The organism is Methylobacterium sp. E-016 (assembly GCF_022829745.1).
GTDB lineage: Bacteria > Pseudomonadota > Alphaproteobacteria > Rhizobiales > Beijerinckiaceae > Methylobacterium.
Genome location: NZ_JAKSYF010000132.1, coordinates 28,104 through 49,634 on the forward strand (window position 1 = coordinate 28,104; position 21,531 = coordinate 49,634).

A 21,531-nucleotide genomic window follows, 5' to 3' on the forward strand; every position below is an offset into this window, starting at 1 on the left:
GCGCGCCTCTTGCCTCTAGCGTGACGGATCTGGGAGAGACTGAATGGCGGCCGTGGCCTTCGACGAGATGACCGCCTTCGCAGGCGCCGCGACGAGTCCCGACGACGTCCGCGAGGCCTACGGTCAGCTGAAGAACTGGCTCGACACGACGCCGGCCGACCACTTCAACACCCGCCGGAGCCAGGCCGAGCTGCTGTTCCGGCGCATCGGCATCACCTTTGCGGTCTACGGCGACAACGAATCGACCGAGCGGCTGATCCCGTTCGACATCATCCCGCGGGTGATCACCAAGCCGGAATGGGGCTTCCTAGAGCGCGGGCTGAAGCAGCGCGTCACCGCAATCAACATGTTCCTGAAGGACATCTACGGCGCGCAGGAATGCATCAAGGCCGGCATCATCCCGGCCGACCTCGTCTACAAGAACGCGCATTACCGCATGGAGATGCGGTCGTTCCGGGTGCCGCACGACCTCTACGTGCACATCGCGGGGATCGACATCGTCCGCACCGGCGAGAACGACTTCTTCGTGCTCGAGGACAACGCCCGCATCCCGTCCGGCGTGTCGTACATGCTCGAGAATCGCGAGGTGATGCTGCGGCTGTTCCCTGACCTGTTCTCCCGCCACCGCGTCGCGCCGGTCGAGAACTATCCGGACGCGCTGCTGGCGACGCTCCGCAGCCTCGCGCCGGCGACGGCGACCCGCGACCCGACCGTCGTGCTGCTGACGCCCGGGCGCTACAACTCGGCGTTCTACGAGCACTCGTTCCTGGCCGACAAGCTCGGCGTCGAGCTGGTCGAGGCGGGCGACCTCTTCACCAAGGACGACGTGGTCTACATGCGGACCACCGAAGGCCCGCGCCGGGTCGACGTGATCTACCGCCGCCTCGACGACGACTTCCTCGATCCGCTGGTGTTCCGGCCGGATTCGATGCTCGGCGTGCCGGGCATCATGAACGCCTACGAGCGCGGCAGCGTGACGCTCGCCAACGCGGTCGGCACCGGCATCGCCGACGACAAGGCGGTCTACAGCTACATGCCGGAGATCGTGAAGTTCTTCACCGGCGAGGAGCCGATCCTGCACAACGTGCCGACCTATCGCTGCCGCGAGAAGGAGGCCTTCTCCTACGTGATGGACAACCTGTCCGAGCTGGTGGTCAAGGAGGTCAACGGCTCGGGCGGCTACGGCATGCTCGTCGGGCCGCACGCGACCAAGCGCGAGATCGAGGAATTCGCCAAGCGCCTGCGCCACGCCCCGGACGGCTTCATCGCCCAGCCGACGCTGTCGCTCTCCACCTGCCCGACCTTCGTCGCCTCGGGGGTGGCCCCGCGCCACGTCGACCTGCGCCCCTTCGTGCTGTGCGGCGCCGACGAGATCCGCATCGTGCCGGGCGGCCTCACCCGCGTGGCGCTGAAGGAAGGATCTTTGGTGGTGAATTCCAGCCAAGGGGGCGGTACGAAGGACACCTGGGTTCTCGACGCGTGATGGCGTGACGCCTGCTTTCACCGAGAACCGCCCAGCGGTGGACGCCCCAGGGCCGAAGCCGAAGAGACCCCAGCGAAACAGCCATGCTCTCCAGGACTGCCGACAACCTCTACTGGCTCTCGCGCTACGTCGAACGGGCGGAGTTCGTCGCCCGCATCCTCGATGCGGCGCATCGCCTGGCCTCGCTGCCGACGAGCTACGGCGGGGGCGAGACCAACGAGTGGGCCTCGGCCCTCGCCTCGGCCGGCGATCCGGAGGTGTTCAAGCCGCACTACGACGGCGTGAACGCCGCGACGGTGTGCGACTTCCTCGCCTTCAGCCCGCACAACCCGTCCTCGATCCGCTCCTGCATCGAGAGCGCCCGCGAGAACGCGCGCAGCGTGCGCACTGCGCTCACCACCGAGATGTGGGACACGATCAACGGCGCCTGGCTCGAGCTGCGGTCCTACGAGAAGAAGGACCTCGACCGCGACGCGTTCACGCGCTTCCTCGATTGGGTGAAGGGCATCTCGCTGACCTTCGACGGCTCGGCCTACCGGACGATGCTGCGCAACGACACCTACTGGTTCACGCGTCTCGGCACCGCGATCGAGCGGGCCGACAACACCGCCCGCATCCTCGACGTGAAGTACAAGATCCTGCTGCCGGACACCGAGAAGATCGGCGGCAGCCTCGACTACTTCCAGTGGACGACGATCCTGCGCGAAGTCTCGGCCTTCAACGCCTATCACTGGGTGTATCGCGAGAGCGTCAAGCCGTTGCTGGTCGCCGACCTCCTGATCCTCAACCGGCAGATGCCGCGCTCCTTCGCCAACTGCTACGGCGTCCTCGTCGAGCATCTCGACCTGATCGCCGACGCCTACGGACGCCGCGGCGCCAGCCAGCGCTTGGCGAGCAACCTGCTCGCACGGCTGGAAAGCGAGGAGATCGACCGGGTCTTCGCGTCCGGCCTGCATGAGTTCGTGATCGCTTTCATCGGCGAGAACAACAAGGTCGGCGCCGCCATCGCCGAGCAGTATCTCGGCTGAGGCTCGAGCCGCAGCGGAATACGCGCAGTTCCGCTTCCGCGGTTGCGCGCTCCGTCGGAACAGCGTGTAAAACGTGTGACTTCGGGCGCCGCGGCGTCCATCGCGGGCGCCGTGTCGCCGAGACCGGCGGAGCCAGGACGGGCAGAATCGACGCATGCGCATTCGCGTGGTCCACGAGACCATCTACAGCTACGAGCAACCGGCACGCGGCCTGATCCAGGTCCTGCGGATGACGCCGCGCGACCATGACGGCCAGTACGTCCGGCGCTGGCGGATCGAGCCTTCGGTCGACGGACGACTCACCGAGCGCGAGGACGGCTACGGCAACGTCGTCCACTGGTTCACGCCGGACCAGGCCTCCGACGCGCTGGTGATTCGCGTCACCGGCGAGGTCGACACCCACGAGACCCACGGCATCGTCCGCGGCGCCGTCGAGCGCCTGCCCGAGACGTTCTACCTGCGCGACACCGACCTCGTGCTGCCGAGCCCGGAGATCCAGGCGCTGTCCGACGCGGTCGCCGGCGCCGGAGACCCGGCAGCCCTCCCCTTCCTGCATCGGCTGATGGCCGCGGTGCACGCGCACATGGCCTACACGCCAGGCCCCGCGAGCGCCGCCGTGCCCTCGCCGAAGGCCTTCGAGGCCGGAGCCGGCGTATGCCAGGACTTCGCCCACGTCTTCATCGCCGCCGCCCGCCACCGGGCGATTCCGGCGCGCTACGTCTCCGGCTACCACCGCCCGGAGGGGAGCGACGCCGAGCAGGAGACGCCGCACGGCTGGGCCGAGGCGCTGGTGCCGGATCTCGGCTGGGTCGGCTTCGATCCGACCACCGGCGACGCCACCACGGAAGCCTATATCCGCGTCGCATCCGGGCTCGACTACCTCGGGGCTGCCCCGATTCGCGGCAGTCGCACCGGCGGCGGCACCGAAACGCTGGACGTGAAGCTCCGGGTGGAGCAAGCCCAGGCGGCACCGCAATCCTGACGCTCCGCGCCTCTTCGAAAAGCCTGATCCCATGACTTACTGCGTCGGCGTTCTCGTCGAGGAAGGCCTGGTGATGATCGCCGACACCCGCACCAATGCGGGGCTCGACGACATCTCGACCTATCGCAAGCTCCATCACTTCAACGTGCCGGGCGAGCGGGTGATGATGCTTGCCTCGGCCGGCAACCTGTCGGTGACCCAATCGGTCCTGAGCCTGCTCTCCGAGGGCGTGCCCGGCGACAACGGCGAGGCCAAGCTGAAGCTCGTCGAGACGACGACGATGTTCGAGGCGGCCCAGCTCGTCGGCCGCGCGATCCGCCACGTGCGCGCGATCGAGAAGGCGGGCTTCGAGGCGGCGAGCCTGCGCTTCTCGGTCTCGCTGCTGTTCGGCGGCCAGATCGGCAGCGAGCCGATGCGGCTGTTCCTGATCTACTCGGCCGGCAACTTCATCGAGTGCAGCACCGATGCACCGTTCCTGCAGATCGGCGAGCACAAGTACGGCAAGCCGATCCTCGACCGGGCGGTGAAGTTCGAGACCGAGCTCTACGACGCCCTCAAGGTCGGACTCGTCTCGATGGATTCGACCATGCGCTCGAATCTCGGCGTCGGCCTGCCGATCGACATCGCGCTGGCGCGCCGCAACGCCCTCGACCTCGAGGTGAATCATCGGATTGAGGCCGGCGAGGGCTACTTCCACGACCTGCGCGAGCGCTGGTCGGCGGCGCTCCGCGCCGCGCATCGGGCGATCCCGCGCCCGCCCTACGGGCCTGCCGCAGCGAAGTAGTTTCTCACGCCGGACATCCTCCAACCGTGAGCCTCACCCTGAGGTGCCGCAGCGAAGCGGAGGCCTCGAAGGAGCCCTGCAGCGCGCGCGCGATTTCTGGAGCCCTTCTTCGAGGTCGCCGACGCGGCACCGCAGGATGAGGTCGAGGGTGGGGACGGGGCTGAATCGGCGAGCGTCGAATTCTGATCCTGCTTAAGGCTCACGGTGGCCCGTCCGAGGCCGCTTCCCAGCCGCGCAACAGTGCCCGAGCTTCGGCGGAAGGGTCGTCGACCCGCATCAGGCCGCCCATCACGGCCACGCCCGCCGCGCCCGCTCGGCGACACGCGGCGGCAGTGGCGACGCCGATGCCACCCAGCGCAACGACCGGGATTCCGATCCGCGCGGCCGTTGCGATGGCGCCGAGGCCGAGGGCGGGACCGTAGCCGGGCTTGCTCGCCGTGGCGAAGACCGGGCTCAGGGTCACGTAATCCGCGTCTTCCGCCGCCTCGACGTCGCGCAGGCCGTGCGCCGAGACGCCGACGAGCGCCGAGGTGCCGAGGCGGCGCCTGGCATCGGCGATGGCGGTACGATCCGTCCCGCCGCCGAGATGGACGCTCGCGCCGAGGGCCGCGGCAAGCTCGAGATCGCCGCCGACCGAGAGCACGCCGCCGGCCTCGCGGACGCGTTCCGCGATGCGCTCCGCCAGCACCCCGCGCTCGGGCGGTGGCAGATCCCTGTCGCGAAACCAGACCCACCGGCACCCGCCGTCGAGCACGGCGGCGATGGTCTCGCCCAGGGGGCGGGGCCCGTGCCGGTCGGTCACCGCAAGGAGCGGCGACGGCAGGCTACGAGCCGACAAGGCCGAGCTGCGGGCTCGACGGCTCGGCCCGGCCGCGGCGCGGGATTCGGCCGGCGCGGTAGGCATCGCGGCCCGCCTGCACGGCGTTGCGCATCGCGCGCGCCATGCGGACGGGATCGTCGGCCTTCGCCACCGCGGTGTTGATCAGGCAGGCGTCGGCGCCCAGCTCCATCGCGATCACCGCGTCGGAGGCCGTGCCGATGCCGGCATCCACGATCACCGGTACGCTCATGCGGCGGCAGATCAACTCGAGGTTGGCCGGATTGGCGATGCCCATGCCGGAGCCGATCAGCGAGCCCATCGGCATCACCGCGGCGCAGCCGATGTCGGCGAGCCGCTGGCAGACGATCGGGTCGTCGTTGCAGTAGGGCAGCACGACGAAGCCGTCGTCGACGAGGTGGCGGCAGGCCTCGATCAGCTCGGCGACGTCCGGGTACAGGGTCTCGCGGTCGCCGATCACCTCGACCTTGATCCAGTTGGTGTCGAGCGCCTCGCGGGCCAGCTCGGCGGTCATGATCGCGTCGCGGGCGGTCTCGCAGCCGGCGGTGTTCGGCAGGAAGCGGCGTCCTTTCAGGATCTTCACGGTGTCCGAGCCGTGGCCCTGCAGCGAGACCCGGCGGATCGAGGCGGTGGCGACCTCGGCCCCGGAGGCCGCGACCGCATCGCGCATGATCACCTGCGTCGGGTAGCCCGCGGTGCCGATGAACAGCCGCGAGCCCAGCGTGACGCCGGCGATCACGAAGGGGTCGTCGGCCTCCGGTCGGAGGGGTGTGAGCGTGTCGACCATCCTCTAGCCTCCCTGCATGGCGCGTACGATCTCGATGCGGTCGCCCTCGGAGATCGGTGTGGTGTCCCAGTCGCGGCGGCGGACGACGCGGCCGTTGAGCGCGATGGCGACGCCCTGCGGATCGGTGCTGCCGGTCTCCTCCGCCGCCTGCGCGAACAGGGCGGCGACGTCGGCGGCCTCGATCTCGCGAGCCTGTCCGTTCACCGTCAGCTTCATGCCGACGCCCTCAGCTCGGCGCCCGGCGCGAACCGCGCCAGCGAGAAGTCCTGCGCGACCGCCGGCATCGCGCCCGTCGTGACGAGGGCGGCGATCGCGTCGGCGGTCACCGGGGCGAGCAGGTAGCCGTTGCGATGGTGGCCGGTGGCGACCACCAGGCCGGGGGCGATCTCACCGAGGATCGGCGCGTCGTCGTCCGAGGTCGGGCGGAACCCGCTCCAGACGGCCTCGACCTCCATCTCCTCGATGCCGGGCAGCACCCGGCGCGCGCCTTCGAGCAGGGCATAGAGCCCGCCGGCGGTGACGCCGGGGCGGAAGCCGCAATCCTCGACCGTCGCGCCGACGACGATGTGGCCGTCGCTCTTCGGCGCCATGTGGACCTGCTCGGTCCAGACCATGTGGGAGAGCGTGCCGGTGCGGGCCGTGGTCTTCAGCGCCAGCGACTGTCCCTTCAGCGGGCGCACGGGCAGGGCGAGGCTTTGCGGCAGCAGGCCGCCCTCGCCGCTCCAGGCGCCGGCGGCGAGCACCACGGTCTCGGCCACGACCACGCCGTCGGCGGTGCGCAGGCCCGCGACGCGGCCGCCCGTGCGTTCGAGGGCGACGACCGGGCTGTTCTCGACGAGCGCCACGCCGGCGGCACGGCACGCCTCGACGAGCGCCGCCATCACCCGGCTCGGGTCGACCTGATGATCGAGCGGGCAGAGCACGCCCGCGGTGACCGAGGGGCGGAGGGCCGGCTCGCGGCGACGCACGTCGGCACCCGCGATCCACTCGGCGGCGACGCCCGAGCGGCGCTGCAGGTCGAAGCGGAAGCGCAGGCGCTCGACCTCGTCGCGCCCGATGGCCAGCACCAGCGTCCCGTCCTCGCGGTAGTCGATGTCGAGGCCGGACGCCGCTTCGAGCTCGGCGCGAAACCCCGGCCAGCGCCGGAGCGAATCAAGCGCCAGCGGCAGCAGCGGGTCGGAGCCGGGCTCGTGCTCGGCCGCCGGCGCCAGCATGCCCGTGGCGGCGAGGCTCGCGCCGGAGCCGATGGTCTCCCGCTCGACCACGACGACGGACCGCCCGGCCTGCGCCAGCCGCCAGGCGATCGACAGCCCGATCAGGCCGCCGCCGACGATCGCGACGTCGGCACGCGCCGGCAGCGGGACGGTTGGCCGGGCGCCGCCGCTCGTCCGGCGCGTCCCGATCGGTGATGCTGCGTGACGACCCGAATGACGACCCAAGTGATCCTCCGCGTGCTGTCGCAGAGACCGGGCCTGACGCTTCGTCTAAGAAGCTGGGGCACCCCGTCGTCGAAGACGGCGCCCACGGTCCAATCCCTACGCCGGTGTGAACCGGATCAGGTTCGAAGGATTTCCGCGCCGCGGGCCCTCACGGGCCTGCCAGCGGTTTCTCAGCCCCTTGCCGGGGATCTCCCTGGAACACCGCAGATGTGGTCCCGCCGGCCGCCTCGGTCAACCCCGCGGGCCGATCCCCTCCTGCGGATGCGCGATTCGTCGTCGCGCCGAGACGGACCGGAAACCCTGTCGGCAGATGGCCGCGCGGTTCCGTCCGGCGGCGGGCACGCCGCCACGCATCGTTCACCGGCGTCGTGCTCGTCTATGCCTCCTCGATCGGCGGGGGCGAAGGTAGGCGATGCGGACGATCCGGATGCTCTGCCTCGCGGCCGGCCTCGTCGCGGGGGTGCTCGGAGGCATCGGCAACCGCCTGACCAGCCGCAAGGCCGCGGCCCCACCGGTGCCGACGGTGCAACTGGTTGCGTCCGCGCCGACGGCGATCGCGCTCGGTGCCGACCGCAACGGCCACTTCCTCGCCGACGCGCTGGTCGACGGGCGATCGCTGCGCATGATGGTCGACACCGGGGCCACGACGTGCAGCTTCGCGGAAGAGGATGCCGCCCGCCTCGGCATCGTCGTCGGGCCGCGGGACTTCACGCGCCCGGTGATGACCGCCAACGGGACGATCCGCGTCGCGCCGGTGCGGATCGGCACGATCCGGATCGGGCCCGTCACCGTGCGCGACGTCGAGGCCGTGATCGTCCCGAGCGGACGCCTCGGCACGAACCTCCTCGGCATGTCGTTCCTGAAGCGCGTGCGCGACTTCAGCATCGCCGGCGGGACGATGACGCTGCGGGGCTGAGGCCCGCCTCAGCCCCGGCCGCGGTGCGGCTTCGGGCGCGGGCGATAGACCATCATCGGCTCGGCGAACCCGTCGAGCACGTGCTCGCCGAGCGGCACCGGATCGCCCCACAGGAAGTCGACGAAGGGCTTCGACATCAGCAACGGCTCGCCGAGCGTCTTGTTGAGCCGGGCGATGCGGCTCGCCATGTTCACGTCGCGGCCGATGACCGTGAAGTCGAGGCGCGTGCCCGAGCCGACGTTGCCGTAGGCCGCCTCGCCGTGATGGAGCGCGATGCCGGCCATCATCGGCACTGCGAATTGGTGGAGGGTGTTGGCCTCCTCCAGTGCCGCGAGCGCACTTTGTGCCGCCGTCAGCGCCCCCTTGGCGGCGCCGCCGAGGTCGTCACCCGGCTCGCGGAAGATGGCGAGCAGGCCGTCGCCGAGATACTTCAGCACCTCGCCGCCCTCCCGCTCGATCGGCGGCACGAGGCAGTCGAAGAAGATGTTGAGCAGGTCGACCGCCTCTTCCGGCGTCATGTTCGCCGAGATGCGAGTGTAGTCGCGCATGTCGGCGAACAGGATCGCCGAGCGGATGCGCTTCACCTGCCCGCGGCGGATGTCGCCCGACAGGATGGCGCGGTGCGGCTCGTCGCCGACGTAGATGCGCAGCACCGTGTCGAGCTGCTTGGTGACGATCCGCATCTCCATCACCGCGGCCAGGGCCGGCATGATGAAGCGCAGGATCGCCACGTCCTCGTCGCGGAATCCGTCCGGGTCGCGGGTGGCGAAGGTGATGCCGTTGTGCGTGCCGTTGGTGAAGAACAGCGGCACCACGATGTAGTGGCGGTAGCCGGCGGCCCTCAGGTCGGGGATCACCGAGTAGGCGTCGTCCGGCGTCTCGGCGAGGTCGAGGATCAGCCATTCGCCGTCCTCGTGCACCTTGCGGAACGGGCTCGCCGCGTAGGCACGCTCGGAGGCTTCGCCGTGCGGGAACAGGCGCACCGTCGTGCCGGACTCGCGCGTCCAGATGCGGCCGATGCCGGAATATTCCGAGTGCAGCGTATCGATCGCCGTCGAGGTCCGGTCCACCGGAACGCCGACCGCGTTGAGGCGCTCGGCGAAGCCCGCGATCAGGTCGTCGGGCTCGGGCAGGCGGGCGCCCTCGCTCAGCAGCCAGTCGCGGATCGCGACGCAATCCTGCAGCGCGCCGAACGGCACGTCGTCCGCCTCCGAGCCGTCGGCTGCGGCGGTCGGCGGCACGGGTGGATGCTGGCGACGCTCAAGCATACGGCCAAGGTGGGTTCACGAACCGCCAAAGCAAGGTTCCGGCTGACGATGGCGAGATCGATCCGGATCGAAGACCATCATCCCTTCGCCGCCTGGAACGCGAGATCGCGCCGCGAGTACGGCGCGATCCGACGATCGCATTCGGCGGATTCGAGAATGGCGTATCCGACGCTCAGTTGTCCAGGAAGCTCCGCAGCTTCCGGCTCCGGCTCGGATGCTTCAGCTTGCGCAGGGCCTTCGCCTCGATCTGACGGATGCGCTCGCGGGTCACCGAGAACTGCTGGCCGACCTCCTCGAGGGTGTGGTCGGTGTTCATGCCGATGCCGAAGCGCATGCGGAGCACCCGCTCCTCGCGCGGGGTCAACGAGGCGAGGACGCGCGTCGTGGTCTCGCGGAGGTTGCTCTGGATCGCCGCGTCGATCGGCAGGACGACGTTCTTGTCCTCGATGAAGTCGCCGAGGTGGCTGTCCTCCTCGTCGCCGATGGGCGTCTCGAGGGAGATCGGCTCCTTGGCGATCTTCAGGACTTTTCGGACTTTCTCGAGCGGCATAGCCAGCTTCTCGGCCAGCTCCTCCGGGGTCGGCTCGCGGCCGATCTCGTGCAGCATCTGGCGGGACGTCCGGACGATCTTGTTGATCGTCTCGATCATGTGCACCGGGATGCGGATGGTGCGCGCCTGGTCGGCGATCGAGCGGGTGATCGCCTGGCGGATCCACCAGGTCGCGTAGGTCGAGAACTTGTAGCCGCGGCGGTACTCGAACTTGTCGACCGCCTTCATCAGGCCGATGTTGCCCTCCTGGATCAGGTCCAGGAACTGCAGGCCGCGGTTGGTGTACTTCTTGGCGATCGAGATCACGAGGCGGAGGTTGGCCTCGATCATCTCCTTCTTGGCCTGGCGGGCTTCGCGCTCGCCCTTCTGGACCATGTTGACGATCTTGCGGTACTCGCCGATCTCCAGGCCCGTCTCGGAGGCGAGCGTCAGGATCTGTTCGCGCAGGTCCGAGACCTGCTTCGAGCCCTTCTCGACGAGGTTCTTCCAGCCCTTGCCGCCGAGCGTCCCGACGCGGGTCATCCAGTTCGGGTCGAGCTCCCAGCCCTGGTAGTAGCGCAGGAACTCGTCGCGGGCGACGCCGTGGCTCTCGGCGTAGCGCATCAGCCGGCCCTCATGCGAGATGAGGCGCTTGTTGATGTCGTACAGCTGCTCGACCAGGGCCTCGATGCGGTTGTTGTTCAGCGACAGCGACTTCACGTCGGCGACGACGGTGTCCTTGAACTCGGCCTGCTTCTTCTCCTGGGCCGGCGTGGTCTTCTCGCTGTTCGCCTTGCGCTCGGTCTCCTCGTTCTGGAGCTTGCGCAGCTTGCGGTAGTTGTTGGCGATCGCGTCGAACGTCTCGAGCACGCGCGGCTTGATCTCGGCTTCCATCGCCGCGAGCGAGACGTTGTTCTCCATGTCGTCGTCGTCGTCGCCGCCCTCGGGCGTCGGCGCTTCCGGCTCGGCATCCTCGCCTTCGGCGGCCGCCTCCGCGATCTGCGGGTTCTTGCCGTCGGGGCCGGCATAGGTCGCTTCGAGATCGATGATGTCGCGCAGCAGCACCTTGCCGTCGACGAGCTCGTCGCGCCAGATGATGATCGCCTGGAAGGTCAGCGGGCTCTCGCACAGGCCGGCGATCATCGCCTCGCGCCCGGCCTCGATCCGCTTGGCGATGGCGATCTCGCCCTCGCGCGACAGCAGCTCGACCGAGCCCATCTCGCGCAGGTACATCCGCACCGGATCGTCGGTGCGGTCGGTCGGCTCCTTGGTCGCGGTGACGACGGCGACGGCGCGCGTCGGGGCGACCTCGGCCACCTCCGTGCCCTCGGCGCTCTCCTCGTCGTCCGACGCCTCGCCATTGGCCGACTTGTCGGCGGCGGCCTCGTCGGTCTCCTCGGCCTCGACGACGTTGATGCCCATCTCGGAGAGCTGGGACAGGACGTCCTCGAGCTGGTCGGGGTCGGACTGCCCCTCGGGGAGGACCTCGTTGACCTCCTCGTAGGTGATGTAGCCGCGCTTCTTGGCGAGCTTCACCATCCGCTTGACCGAAGCATCCGTCAGGTCGAGGAGCGGCCCATCGGTCTGCTCTGCCGGAGCGGTGTCCGTCTCGTCCCGTTCCGTTGCCTTCGTCGCCATGATCAGCCTATTGTTTCGGCGCGCCACGATGCGGGGGCCTTTCGGCCACGCCGCGCCGTCGGCGCCGCAATGCGTGTGAGACCCGGGCGAACCGCTTCGACCGCGTCGTATTCTCGAGTTCGGTATGCAAGCGAGACGCTTGACCGATTGTTAACCATGCCGCGAAGGCGTGTCGTATTCCGCCATCGCACAGGCCCTACGACACAGTCGAGTCGTTCGTGTCCTGCAGGTCCGCCTCGGTCTCCGCTCCCGCGATCACCGCCAAGCGCTCCTTGACGTCGCACAGCCAAGCGAAGTTCGCCTCTGTTTCTTCTTCGACGAGCGCACGTTCCGCCTGTCGGAGTTCGCTATTTAGCGCGCCGGCCTTGCGGTGCAAGATCACGGCCTGCCGCAAAGCGTCCTCCAGCTTGACGAGATCGGCGTGCGGATCGAGGGCCCAGCGGTCGCCCGGGCGCACCCGTGCCGCCAGCCGCGCGCTCGCCGCCTCGAGCCCGGCCCGCGCCAGCCGATTCCCGACCACCGCCACGTCCGGGTCCGCCGCGTCGGCGGCGCGGTCGAGCAGAACCGAGCGCAGGGCCACCGCATCCGCGTCCTCGAGATCGAGGGCGGCGAGATCCTCGGCTTCGAGCCCGAGCAGCTCGGGATGCACGAGGAGGCTCGCCACGATCATCGCCTCGCGCGAGCCGCCGCTGCCGGAGAAGCCGTTCGAGCGGGCGAGGCCCGCGCTCGGCCCGGCCGTCAGCCGCGGCGAGGGCGGCGGATCGCCGGGGCGCGGCTTGCGGACGTAGGCATTCGGCCGCCCGCCCGGCTGGTAGGCGCCGCGCTGCTGCGTCGCGCCGCGCGGCGAGAGCCCGCGCAACCGCTCCTCGATCTCGTCGCGGTAGTAGCCCCGCACCGTCTCGTCGCGGATGCCGGCGACGAGGCCGCGCAGCGTCTTGGCCAGGCCCGCCCGGCGCTCGGGCGTGTCGGTCGAGCCGGTCTCGACGGCGCGGCTCCACAGCATCTCGACCAGGGGCTTGGCCGCCTCCACCACCTTGTCGATCGCCCCCGAGCCGCCCGAGCGCAGCAGGTCGTCCGGGTCCTGGCCCTCCGGCAACATCGCGAATCGCAGCGACCGGCCCGGCTCCAGCATCGGCAGCGCCACGTCGAGGGTACGGTTCGCGGCACGCTGGCCGGCGCCGTCGCCGTCGAAGCAGAGGATCGGCTCGTCGGCGTAGCGCCACATGAGCGCCAGCTGCTCCTCCGTCAGCGCCGTGCCGAGCTGCGCCACGGTGTTGGGGTAGCCCGCCCGCGTCATCGCGATGGCATCGACGTATCCCTCGACGCTGATGATCGTGCCACGATCGTGCGCGGGCTTCCTCGCGTGATGGAGATTGTAGAGGCCCTGCCCCTTGTGGAAGAGCGGCGTCTCGGGCGAGTTCAGGTACTTCGCCTTGGCGTCCGCCTGCATCGCCCGGCCGCCGAAGGCGATCACCCGGCCGCGCACGTCGGCGATCGGGAAGATGATGCGGTCGCGGAACCGGTCGTAGGGAACGGCGATGTCGTCGCCGGTCACCAGCAGGCCGAGCTCGCCCATCAGCGCCTTGTCGACGTCCTTGCCCGCCAAGTGGTCGCGCAGGCCGTAGCGGTCGGCCGGAGCGTAGCCGAGGCGGAAGCTCCGGCGGATCTCGGGGCCGAGCTCGCGCCGGTCGAGATAGGCGCGGGCGACCGCGCCCGCGGGCGAGGCCAGCCGCTCCTCGAACCACGCGGTGGCCAGCTCCATCACCTCGATCGCTCCGCGGCGCTTGGTCTCCATCTCGCGGGTGTCGGCGGTGGGAGCCGGCAACGTCACGCCGGCGTCGGCGGCGAGCCGCTCGACGGCTTCCGGGAAGCTCAGCCCTTCGGTCTCGATCAGGAAGCTGAAGATGTCGCCGTGCTTGCCGGACGAGAAGCAGTGGTAGAACTGCTTTTGGTCGTTGACGTAGAAGGACGGCGTCTTCTCGGCGTTGAACGGCGACAGCCCACGCCACTCGCGCCCGGCCTTCTTCAGCTTCACCCGCCGGCCGACCACGTCGGAGGCGGGAAGCCGGTTGCGGATCTCTTCGAGGATGTGGGGTGGGTAGCGCACGGAGATGCGGGACTCTTTCGGCAATCGCTCATCATAGCCTGAACCGCCCTAACGAGTCCCCACGGTCGAAAGGCGTCCCGCTTCCGGCAAGCCGTTGACGCGTCACGTTGTATATACGATCTTCCCGAGGTGCGGCACCGAGACACGCCGGAACGTCGGACGCCTACGAGTGGGACGAGGCCAAGCGTAGCGCCAACCTGCATAAGCACCACATCGACTTCATGGATGCGCTCGAAGTCTTCGCGCATCCGCATATCCTGATCCGATCGGATCGAAACGGAGAGGAGCGGTGGGGCGCACTGGGTCAGGCCGGGGAACGGGTCATCGTGGTCGTCTTCACGCCGCGCGGGCCCAACCGGCGTCTGATCTCTGCGCGTGCCGCCAGGCGAAATGAGAAAGAGCAATATCACGCCTACGTCGCTGGACGATCGTAGCCGCGGCCGCACCGACTGGGCTGCCCTGGATCGGCTGAGCGATGAGGCGATCGCCGAGCGTGTCGCGGCGGACCCCGACGCAGCTCCCCTCGATCTCGACTGGGCGGCCGGGGAGCCGGTGGTTCCAGCGCGCAAGGTCGCGATCTCGATCCGCCTCGACCGGGATCTCGTCGAGCACTTCAAGCGCGGCGGCGACGGGTACCAAAGCCGCATCAATGCCGTGCTGCGTGCCTACGTGGAGGCACGCAGCAAAGGCGATCGTGCTTGACCGGACCTCTCACGCCTTGGCGTTCAGCGCCGCCTTCACCAGCCCGCTCGCCTTCGCGAAATCCATGCGGCCGGCATAGGCGCCCTTCAGCACGGCGATCACCTTGCCCATGTCCTTCGGGCCGGCGGCGCCCGCCTCGGCGATCGCGGCGTCGACGGCGGCCTTGGTCTCGGCCTCGTCCATCTGCCGGGGCAGGTAGCCCTCAATGATCGCGATCTCGGCGCGCTCGTTCTCGGCGAGCTCCGGCCGGCCGCCCTGCTCGTAGACGGAGGCCGATTCGGCGCGCTGCTTGATCATCTTCTGCAGAAGCGCCAGGATCTCGTCGTCGGTCGCCGGCTCCTTGCCGAGCCCGCGCGCCTCGATGTCCTTGTCCTTCAGCGCCGCCTGAATCATGCGGATCGTGGCGAGCTTGGCCTTCTCGCCGGCCTTCATGGCTTCCTTCATCTCGGTGGTGAGGCGGGCGCGCAGCATCGATGTTGTCCTTGTTGTGCAGAAACGGGTGGCTGGCCTGCGGTTTGCAGCGATTGAGCCGCCTTCGACGCGGCCCCACATTGACCCCATCGCCGCGGGCTCGATAAGACCGCGGCACACGATCATCAGCCGCCCGCTCGCGCCGTCTCGACGGCGCCGGTCGAGGCCGGACATAAGCGAGATCACGCCGATGCTGCAAGACAGCGCTTCCGCGCCGAAAGACGGCGCCGCCGCTCAGGCGCGCCCCGCCCCCGCCCCCTGGGCCGAGCCCGTCGCCACCGCCCTGCTGGTTCTGGCCGACGGCACCATCCTCGAAGGCTTCGGCATCGGCCAGACCGGGATCGCCGACGGCGAGGTCTGCTTCAACACCGCGATGACCGGCTACCAGGAGATCCTGACGGATCCGTCCTATGCCGGGCAGATCGTCACCTTCACCTTCCCGCATATCGGCAACACCGGCACCAACGACGAGGACCTCGAGAGCCTCGACGCGGCCCCGGCCTCGGGCGTGCGCGGCACGGTGATCGCCTCGGCCGTGACGCAGCCGTCGAGCTGGCGCTCGTCGTCCCACCTCGATGCGTGGCTGAAGGCCCGCGGCATCCTCGGCATCACCGGGATCGACACCCGCGCGCTGACCGCCCGCATCCGCGACCACGGCATGCCGAACGCGGTGATCGCCAACGATCCCCAGGGCAACTTCGACCGCGAGGCGCTGAAGGCGCGCGCCGCCGCGCTGGCGCCGATGGAAGGCCTCGACCTCGTGCCCCCGGTCACCAGCCGCGAGCGCTCCGACTGGAGCGAGTCGACCTGGACGGTGAAGGCCGGCTACGGCCGCGGCGTTCCGGGCGAGGGCCTGCGCGTCGTTGCGATCGATTACGGGGTGAAGCGCAACATCCTGCGCCTGCTGGCCGAGGCCGGCTGCTCGGTCACGGTCGTTCCCGCCACCACCAGCGCGGCCGACATCCTGGCGTTGAAGCCCGACGGCGTCTTCCTCTCGAACGGCCCCGGCGATCCGGCGGCGACCGGCGAGTACGCCGTCCCGGTGATCCGCGAGCTGCTCGCCGAGAAGGTGCCGACCTTCGGCATCTGCCTCGGCCATCAGCTCATGGGGCTCGCGCTCGGCGGCCGCACGGTGAAGATGGGCCAGGGCCATCACGGCGCGAACCATCCGGTCAAGGACAAGACCACCGGCAAGGTCGAGATCGTCTCGATGAATCACGGCTTCGCCGTCGATCCGGCGAGCCTGCCCGAGACCGCGGTCGAGACCCACGTCTCGCTGTTCGACGGCTCGAATTGCGGGCTGACGCTCACCGACCGCCCGGCCTTCTCGGTCCAGCACCACCCGGAAGCCTCGCCGGGCCCGCGCGACAGCCACTACCTGTTCGAGCGGTTCGTGACGCTGATGCGCTCGGGCACGCCGGAATCCCGCAAGCCCGAGACGGCCGCCTGATCGACCGGTTCCGCCGCCCTCGCGACGCCGAAGACGCCGCGTTGCGCCATGTGGCGGGCGGGGCGAGTGACGATCGCGCCCGGCGGTCGGAAGCAACCGCCGCCTGCCGTCGGTGTTGTTGGTCCACAAGATGGATCGACAGCCCGAAAGGCGCATCATGGCCGAGCACGACGCAGACCGCCCCTCCCTGAAGGGGTTTTCCGCGAACGCGGACCGCAACGGGCAGGATCTCGGGCAGGATTCGCCCCTCGACGTCGGCAGCCCGGCCCGGACCCAGGCCGATCTGAAGGGCGACCCGGCGGGCGAGGCCGAGACCGCGCGGATCGCCTCGGGCATGCCGAGCGAGGACGCGACCGACCAGACCGAGGCCGAGACGCCGGCCGAGAACCTGCGGGCGATCCGCGGCGAGGGTCAGCCGGGCGCCTCCGCCTCCGAGGCGATCGACCGTGCCACCGCGCCGGTCGGCCACGACGACGGCAAGCGCTGATGGCCCGCGACACGGACGAGGCCTCGCAGACTGTCACCCGCAAGCCGGACGATCAGGTCGGCAGCAGCGGCGAGCCCGCGGCCGGCGGCGGCGGCCACACCGCCGAGCAGTCGGCGATCACCGACATGGGCACGGGCGGCAAGTCCGACCCCGAGCGCAAGTCCGACTGGAAGCAGGGCGGCGAGCCCGGCCGCGCTCCGCCGACGCCCGGCGGATCGTCGGGCGGGCATTCCGACCAGAAGGCGTCGCGCGGCCCGCAGGCCGACGAGACCGTCGCCTCCGGGCATTACAAGGCCGAGCGCGAGGAGGGCGAATGAGCGATCACGACAAGCCGGCGGACGAGACGCCAGACACGAAGAAGCCCGCGAATTCCGCACCCGATGCGGTGATGGACCCGAACGAGAAGACCGAGGGCCATCCGGGCATGGGGCCGAAGGGCGGCGGCACTGACAAGGATACCGACCCAGGCGGCGGGTGAGGCTCGCCGACGGAGCCCTCCTCTCCTGTCGGGAGCCTTCGCTCCCTCGTCGCGGCAGACGCACCTTCCCTCCCCCCTCTGCGGGGGAGGGTGGGCCTCGCGTGAGCGAGGGTCGGAAGAGGGGAGCGACCTCTCCGGACAGCGCGCTCCTCTCTCCCGACCCGCTTCGCGGGCCACCCTCTCCCGCAGAGGGGGGAGGGAGCTGCCCCTATTTCGATAGCATCACGATATCGACCCAACGAAAAAGGGCCGGGCAATCGCCGCCCGGCCCTTCGTATTCCGAGCTCCAGCGATCCTCAGCTCGCGCTGCTCGCCGCTCCGCCCGAGCGCTCGAAGCGCTTGCGGTCGTTCGGATCGAGGTGGGTCTTGCGCAGGCGGATCGACTTCGGGGTGACTTCCATCAGCTCGTCGTCCTGAATCCAGGCGAGCGACTTCTCCAGCGTCATCCGGATCGGCGGGGTCAGGCGCACGGCCTCGTCCTTCGAGGTGGTGCGGATGTTGGTGAGCTTCTTGCCCTTGAGCACGTTCACCTCGAGGTCGTTCTCGCGGTTGTGCTCGCCGATGATCATGCCCTGGTAGACCTTGGCGCCGGGCTCGATCATCATCGGGCCGCGGTCCTCAAGGTTCCACATGGCATAGGCCACGGCCTCACCCTTGTCGTTCGAGATCAGCACGCCGTTGCGGCGGCCCGCGATCTCGCCCTTGAAGGGCTCGTAGGCCTTGAAGAGGCGGTTCATGATCGCCGTGCCACGCGTGTCGGTCATCAGCTCGCTCTGGTAGCCGATGAGGCCGCGGGTCGGTGCGTGGAAGACGAGGCGCAGGCGATCGCCGCCCGACGGACGCATCTCGATCATCTCGGCCTTGCGCTCGGACATCTTCTGCACGACGACGCCCGAGTACTCCTCGTCGACGTCGACCACGACCTCCTCGATCGGCTCGAGGATGCCGCCGTCCTCGTCCTTCGAGAGCACGACGCGGGGACGCGACACGGCGATCTCGAAGCCCTCGCGGCGCATGGTCTCGATCAGGATCGCCAGCTGCAGCTCGCCGCGACCGGAGACGAAGAAGCTGTCCTTGTCGGCGGCCTCCTCGATCTTCAGCGTGACGTTGCCCTCGCCCTCCTTGAACAGGCGGTCGCGGATCATGCGACTGGTGACCTTGTCGCCCTCGGTGCCGGCGAGCGGCGAATCGTTGACGATGAAGGACATGGTGACGGTCGGCGGATCGATCGGCTGGGCCTGGATCGGGGTCTCGACCTGCGGGTCGCAGAACGTGTCGGCGACGGTGCCCTTCACGAGGCCGGCGATGGAGACGATGTCGCCCGCCTCGCCGACGTCGATCGGCGCCCGCTCGAGGCCGCGGAAGGCGAGGATTTTCGAGACGCGGCCGGTCTCCACGAGCTTGCCCTCGCGGTCCATCACCTTGATCGCCTGGTTCGGCTTCACGGTGCCGGAGGCGATGCGGCCGGTGATGATGCGGCCGAGGAACGGGTTGGCCTCGAGCAGGGTGCCGAGCATCCGGAACGGGCCTTCCTCGACGCGGGCCTGCGGCACGTGCTCGAGCACGAGATCGAACAGCGGCGCGAGCCCTTCGCTCTGGTCGCCGTCCGGCGTCGTGGCCATCCAGCCGGCGCGGCCGGACCCGTAGAGGATCGGGAAGTCGAGCTGGTCGTCGGTGGCGTCGAGCGCCGCGAACAGGTCGAACACCTCGTTCACCACCTCGGTGATGCGGGCGTCGGGACGATCGACCTTGTTGATCGCCACAATCGGGCGCAGGCCGATCTTGAGGGCCTTGCCGACCACGAACTTGGTCTGCGGCATCGGGCCTTCGGCCGCGTCCACCAGCACGATCACGCCGTCGACCATTGACAGGATGCGCTCGACCTCGCCGCCGAAGTCGGCGTGGCCGGGGGTGTCGACGATGTTGACGCGGGTATCCTTCCAGACGACCGAGGTCGCCTTGGCCAGGATGGTGATGCCGCGCTCCTTCTCGAGGTCGTTCGAGTCCATCGCCCGTTCCTCGACCCGCTGGTTGTCGCGGAAGGAGCCGGACTGCGACAGCAGCTTGTCGACGAGCGTCGTCTTGCCGTGGTCGACGTGGGCGATGATGGCGATGTTGCGCAGCTTCATGGTGTTTCCGAAGCGAGTAGAACCCGCCACGGGACGGACCGCGATTGCAGTCGGCCACGCCGGGTCGAGAACGGGTTCGAGCTATTGCGCCGCAATATAAGGAGTCGGCCTCGGCGGCAAGGGGGCAGCGGTTCTGCGGTGATCGCGAGCCCTGCTCAACCGTTCAGGGCGAGCGGCAGCGCCACGAGCGCGATCGGCAGCGCCAGCAACGCCGCCGGGCGGAGCCAGCCCGGGCGGTAGGACAGGAAGGCGACCACGAGCAGCGCCGCGCCGGTCAGGGCGCCGATCCATTGCACCGGACCGAAGTTCCAGCCCTCCAGCGCCACCGCCGCCACGAAGGAGAGGCCGATGCCGGACCAGCCGGCGATGCGCAGGGTCCGGGCGCGGGCCGCGCCGGGACGCACCAGGAAGGCGTCGCGATGGTGACGGTCGAGGCTGAGCGCCAGCGCCGACAGTCCGGCGAAGCACAGGGCGAGGTTGAGGCCGACGACGATGGCGGTCACGCGCGCAGGGCCTCCCCGCCCGTGATGCCGGCGTCCGCCCGGAGCGCCGGCCGGAGCCGCGCCTGCCCCGCCTTCCGCGCGGCGAGCCCGAGGAGGATGCCGAGGGCGATCATCGCGGCGTCGAAGCCGAGGAAGCGCGTCTCGCCGGCGAGCGGATGCAGGCCGGTGGTGAGCGCGCCGACGACCGGTACCGCCAGGAACAGGCCTCCGACCAGCCCGAGGCCTTCGCGCCAGACCGATCCGGCCGGGCGGAGGGCGCCGGCGACCGCCACCAGCGCCCAGGCGCCGAAGAACGTTCCAACCTCCCAATCCGCGCGGGCGGCAAGGTCGAGCGGCAGCAGGCGGTTGGCCAGGAAGTAGGCGGCGATTCCGGCGGGCAGGCCGACGATGGTCCCGACGTTGAGCGTCCGCACCAGCCGCAGGCCGAAGCCTTCCGCCTCCGCCCCCTGCGGCGCCCGCGCCACGGCCCACAGCACGAGCCCGGTGGCGACGGTGGCGGCGCCCATCACCCCGCACAGGAAGAACAGCACGCGCAGGGCCGCGCCGGCGAAGTGCCCCTCGTGCAGCCCGAGCATGACGGTCGAGGTCTTGGCCGCGGCGCGGGTCGCGCCGTTGCTGCCGAGCATCGCCCCGGTCGCGCCGTCGAACGCGATCTGCGGATGCTCGTGGGCAAGCCCGTGCGGCTCCTCGAAGACCGCAAGCACGGAGGGTGTCGCGTCGGCAGGGTTGAAGACGGAGACCCCTTCCGGCGCCTCGCCCCTGGCGGCGATGCTTTGCGCGACCATGCCGGAGAGCGGCGCCAGGGTGCCGGGCTTCCCGGACGGGGCGCGCAGCTCCGGCATCAGCCCGCTGTCGACGTAGAAGCGCATCTCGTCGCCCTTGTAGGCGGAGACGACGCCCCACGGCATGTACATCGGCGCGAGGGTGACGAGGCCGGTATAGGTGATCATCAGGTGGAACGGCAGCGCGAGCACGCCGAACACGTTGTGCGCATCGAGCCAGCCGCGCTGCGAACGACGCCGCCGGAAGGTGAAGAAGTCGGCGAAGATCCTGCGGTGGGTGACGATGCCCGAGACCAGCGCCACCAGCATCACCAGCGCGCAGGTGCCGACGATCCAGCGGCCCCAAAGCGGCGGCATGCCGAGCTCGAAATGGAAGCGGTAGAGGAAGTCGCCGCCGCGGGTGTCGCGGGCCTTGGTCGGCGTCCCGGTGGCGGGATCGAGCAGGGCCTGATGGAACGGGCCTTCCAGGCTCTTCCACCACATCACGCCGATCAGCGGCTTCTCGGGCTTCGGCAGCTCGATGTACCAGCCGGTGGCGTCGGGCATCGCCCTCTGCAGGTAGGCGGCGGCGAGGTCGGCGGAGCGGGCCGGGTCGCTCGCGGTCTCGGCGAGCTCCGGCCGCATCCACTGCGAGATCTCGGTCCGGTAGTAGCTCGCAGTGCCGGTGACGAAGACGCAAAACAGCACCCAGCCGACGACGAGGCCGGACCAGGCGTGCAGCCACGCCATC

22 protein-coding genes and 1 riboswitch are annotated in these 21,531 nt (G+C 69.8%); of the genes, 11 read left to right on the forward strand and 11 right to left on the reverse strand.

The window, feature by feature from the left end:
• Positions 1-43 precede the first annotated feature (43 nt).
• From MKK68_RS19095 to MKK68_RS19110, 4 genes are all read left to right on the forward strand, one after another.
• The gene (locus MKK68_RS19095) at positions 44-1,483 is read left to right on the forward strand and encodes a circularly permuted type 2 ATP-grasp protein (protein ID WP_147726289.1); all 1,440 of its coding nucleotides are present in this window, start codon (positions 44-46) and stop codon (positions 1,481-1,483) included.
• Positions 1,484-1,566: 83 nt separating this feature from the next.
• The gene (locus MKK68_RS19100; protein ID WP_147726288.1) at positions 1,567-2,511 is read left to right on the forward strand and encodes an alpha-E domain-containing protein; all 945 of its coding nucleotides are present in this window, start codon (positions 1,567-1,569) and stop codon (positions 2,509-2,511) included.
• A gap of 154 nt (positions 2,512-2,665) precedes the next feature.
• On the forward strand, positions 2,666-3,493 hold the full coding sequence (locus tag MKK68_RS19105; protein WP_147842143.1) for a transglutaminase domain-containing protein: 828 nt from the start codon (positions 2,666-2,668) through the stop codon (positions 3,491-3,493).
• A gap of 31 nt (positions 3,494-3,524) precedes the next feature.
• Positions 3,525-4,277 (forward strand): peptidase, encoded by a 753-nt coding sequence (locus MKK68_RS19110; RefSeq protein ID WP_147726286.1) that lies wholly within the window; start codon positions 3,525-3,527, stop codon positions 4,275-4,277.
• Positions 4,278-4,476: 199 nt separating this feature from the next.
• Here MKK68_RS19110 and MKK68_RS19115 read toward each other — a convergent pair whose 3' ends face one another.
• Genes MKK68_RS19115 through thiO form a run of 4 tightly spaced genes read right to left on the reverse strand, consistent with a single transcriptional unit; the run spans position 4,477 to position 7,341 of the window.
• Positions 4,477-5,079, reverse strand: a complete 603-nt coding sequence (locus tag MKK68_RS19115; RefSeq protein WP_244032385.1) for a thiamine phosphate synthase — start codon at positions 5,077-5,079, stop codon at positions 4,477-4,479.
• A gap of 22 nt (positions 5,080-5,101) precedes the next feature.
• Positions 5,102-5,902, reverse strand: coding sequence for a thiazole synthase (locus MKK68_RS19120; RefSeq protein ID WP_147842141.1), 801 nt, complete (start codon positions 5,900-5,902; stop codon positions 5,102-5,104).
• Positions 5,903-5,905: 3 nt separating this feature from the next.
• A complete protein-coding gene (gene thiS, locus MKK68_RS19125) occupies positions 5,906-6,118 on the reverse strand; it encodes a sulfur carrier protein ThiS (protein ID WP_147842140.1) in 213 nt (70 codons plus the stop codon).
• Positions 6,115-7,341 (reverse strand): glycine oxidase ThiO, encoded by a 1,227-nt coding sequence (gene thiO / locus MKK68_RS19130; protein ID WP_279603746.1) that lies wholly within the window; start codon positions 7,339-7,341, stop codon positions 6,115-6,117. Before thiO ends, thiS begins: the two co-directional genes overlap by 4 nt.
• A gap of 75 nt (positions 7,342-7,416) precedes the next feature.
• A riboswitch (TPP riboswitch) is annotated at positions 7,417-7,545 on the reverse strand.
• Positions 7,546-7,753: 208 nt separating this feature from the next.
• Here thiO and MKK68_RS19135 point away from each other — a divergent pair.
• Positions 7,754-8,257 carry a TIGR02281 family clan AA aspartic protease gene (locus MKK68_RS19135; protein WP_244032387.1) on the forward strand — a complete coding sequence of 168 codons (504 nt, stop codon included), beginning with the start codon at positions 7,754-7,756 and terminating at the stop codon, positions 8,255-8,257.
• An 8-nt stretch (positions 8,258-8,265) separates the two neighbouring features.
• Here MKK68_RS19135 and MKK68_RS19140 read toward each other — a convergent pair whose 3' ends face one another.
• The 3 genes from MKK68_RS19140 to dnaG all read right to left on the reverse strand — a co-directional run bounded on the left by MKK68_RS19140 (position 8,266) and on the right by dnaG (position 13,799).
• The gene (locus MKK68_RS19140; RefSeq protein WP_243988762.1) at positions 8,266-9,525 is read right to left on the reverse strand and encodes an adenylate/guanylate cyclase domain-containing protein; all 1,260 of its coding nucleotides are present in this window, start codon (positions 9,523-9,525) and stop codon (positions 8,266-8,268) included.
• A gap of 172 nt (positions 9,526-9,697) precedes the next feature.
• Positions 9,698-11,692: an RNA polymerase sigma factor RpoD gene (gene rpoD / locus MKK68_RS19145; protein ID WP_244032388.1), complete on the reverse strand. Its 1,995-nt coding sequence runs from the start codon at positions 11,690-11,692 to the stop codon at positions 9,698-9,700.
• A gap of 196 nt (positions 11,693-11,888) precedes the next feature.
• The gene (gene dnaG, locus MKK68_RS19150) at positions 11,889-13,799 is read right to left on the reverse strand and encodes a DNA primase (RefSeq protein ID WP_244032389.1); all 1,911 of its coding nucleotides are present in this window, start codon (positions 13,797-13,799) and stop codon (positions 11,889-11,891) included.
• A 221-nt stretch (positions 13,800-14,020) separates the two neighbouring features.
• Between dnaG and MKK68_RS19155 the strand changes: the two genes are divergently transcribed.
• A complete protein-coding gene (locus MKK68_RS19155) occupies positions 14,021-14,233 on the forward strand; it encodes a BrnT family toxin (protein ID WP_244032390.1) in 213 nt (70 codons plus the stop codon).
• Positions 14,190-14,501 carry a BrnA antitoxin family protein gene (locus MKK68_RS19160; RefSeq protein WP_244032391.1) on the forward strand — a complete coding sequence of 104 codons (312 nt, stop codon included), beginning with the start codon at positions 14,190-14,192 and terminating at the stop codon, positions 14,499-14,501. Before MKK68_RS19155 ends, MKK68_RS19160 begins: the two co-directional genes overlap by 44 nt.
• A gap of 9 nt (positions 14,502-14,510) precedes the next feature.
• Here MKK68_RS19160 and MKK68_RS19165 read toward each other — a convergent pair whose 3' ends face one another.
• A complete protein-coding gene (locus MKK68_RS19165) occupies positions 14,511-14,972 on the reverse strand; it encodes a GatB/YqeY domain-containing protein (RefSeq protein ID WP_147842135.1) in 462 nt (153 codons plus the stop codon).
• 190 nt (positions 14,973-15,162) lie between these two features.
• On the opposite strand from MKK68_RS19165, the gene carA reads away from it, so the two are divergent.
• From carA to MKK68_RS19185, 4 genes are all read left to right on the forward strand, one after another.
• Positions 15,163-16,422 carry a glutamine-hydrolyzing carbamoyl-phosphate synthase small subunit gene (gene carA / locus MKK68_RS19170; protein ID WP_147862853.1) on the forward strand — a complete coding sequence of 420 codons (1,260 nt, stop codon included), beginning with the start codon at positions 15,163-15,165 and terminating at the stop codon, positions 16,420-16,422.
• 157 nt (positions 16,423-16,579) lie between these two features.
• Positions 16,580-16,909, forward strand: coding sequence for a hypothetical protein (locus MKK68_RS19175; RefSeq protein WP_147728665.1), 330 nt, complete (start codon positions 16,580-16,582; stop codon positions 16,907-16,909).
• Positions 16,909-17,226 carry a hypothetical protein gene (locus tag MKK68_RS19180; RefSeq protein ID WP_147728666.1) on the forward strand — a complete coding sequence of 106 codons (318 nt, stop codon included), beginning with the start codon at positions 16,909-16,911 and terminating at the stop codon, positions 17,224-17,226. The genes MKK68_RS19175 and MKK68_RS19180 overlap by 1 nt, the downstream gene beginning before the upstream one ends.
• Entirely contained in the window at positions 17,223-17,387 is a 165-nt protein-coding gene (locus MKK68_RS19185; RefSeq protein WP_187274670.1) for a hypothetical protein, read from the forward strand. Before MKK68_RS19180 ends, MKK68_RS19185 begins: the two co-directional genes overlap by 4 nt.
• 296 nt (positions 17,388-17,683) lie before the next feature.
• On the opposite strand, the gene typA is transcribed toward MKK68_RS19185, so the two are convergent.
• From typA to MKK68_RS19200, 3 genes are all read right to left on the reverse strand, one after another.
• Positions 17,684-19,516, reverse strand: a complete 1,833-nt coding sequence (typA, locus tag MKK68_RS19190) for a translational GTPase TypA (RefSeq protein ID WP_147728668.1) — start codon at positions 19,514-19,516, stop codon at positions 17,684-17,686.
• A 155-nt stretch (positions 19,517-19,671) separates the two neighbouring features.
• A complete protein-coding gene (locus MKK68_RS19195) occupies positions 19,672-20,019 on the reverse strand; it encodes a DUF3325 domain-containing protein (protein WP_147842130.1) in 348 nt (115 codons plus the stop codon).
• Positions 20,016-21,530: a PepSY-associated TM helix domain-containing protein gene (locus tag MKK68_RS19200; RefSeq protein WP_244032392.1), complete on the reverse strand. Its 1,515-nt coding sequence runs from the start codon at positions 21,528-21,530 to the stop codon at positions 20,016-20,018. The genes MKK68_RS19195 and MKK68_RS19200 overlap by 4 nt, the downstream gene beginning before the upstream one ends.
• Between the last annotated feature and the right edge of the window lies 1 nt (position 21,531).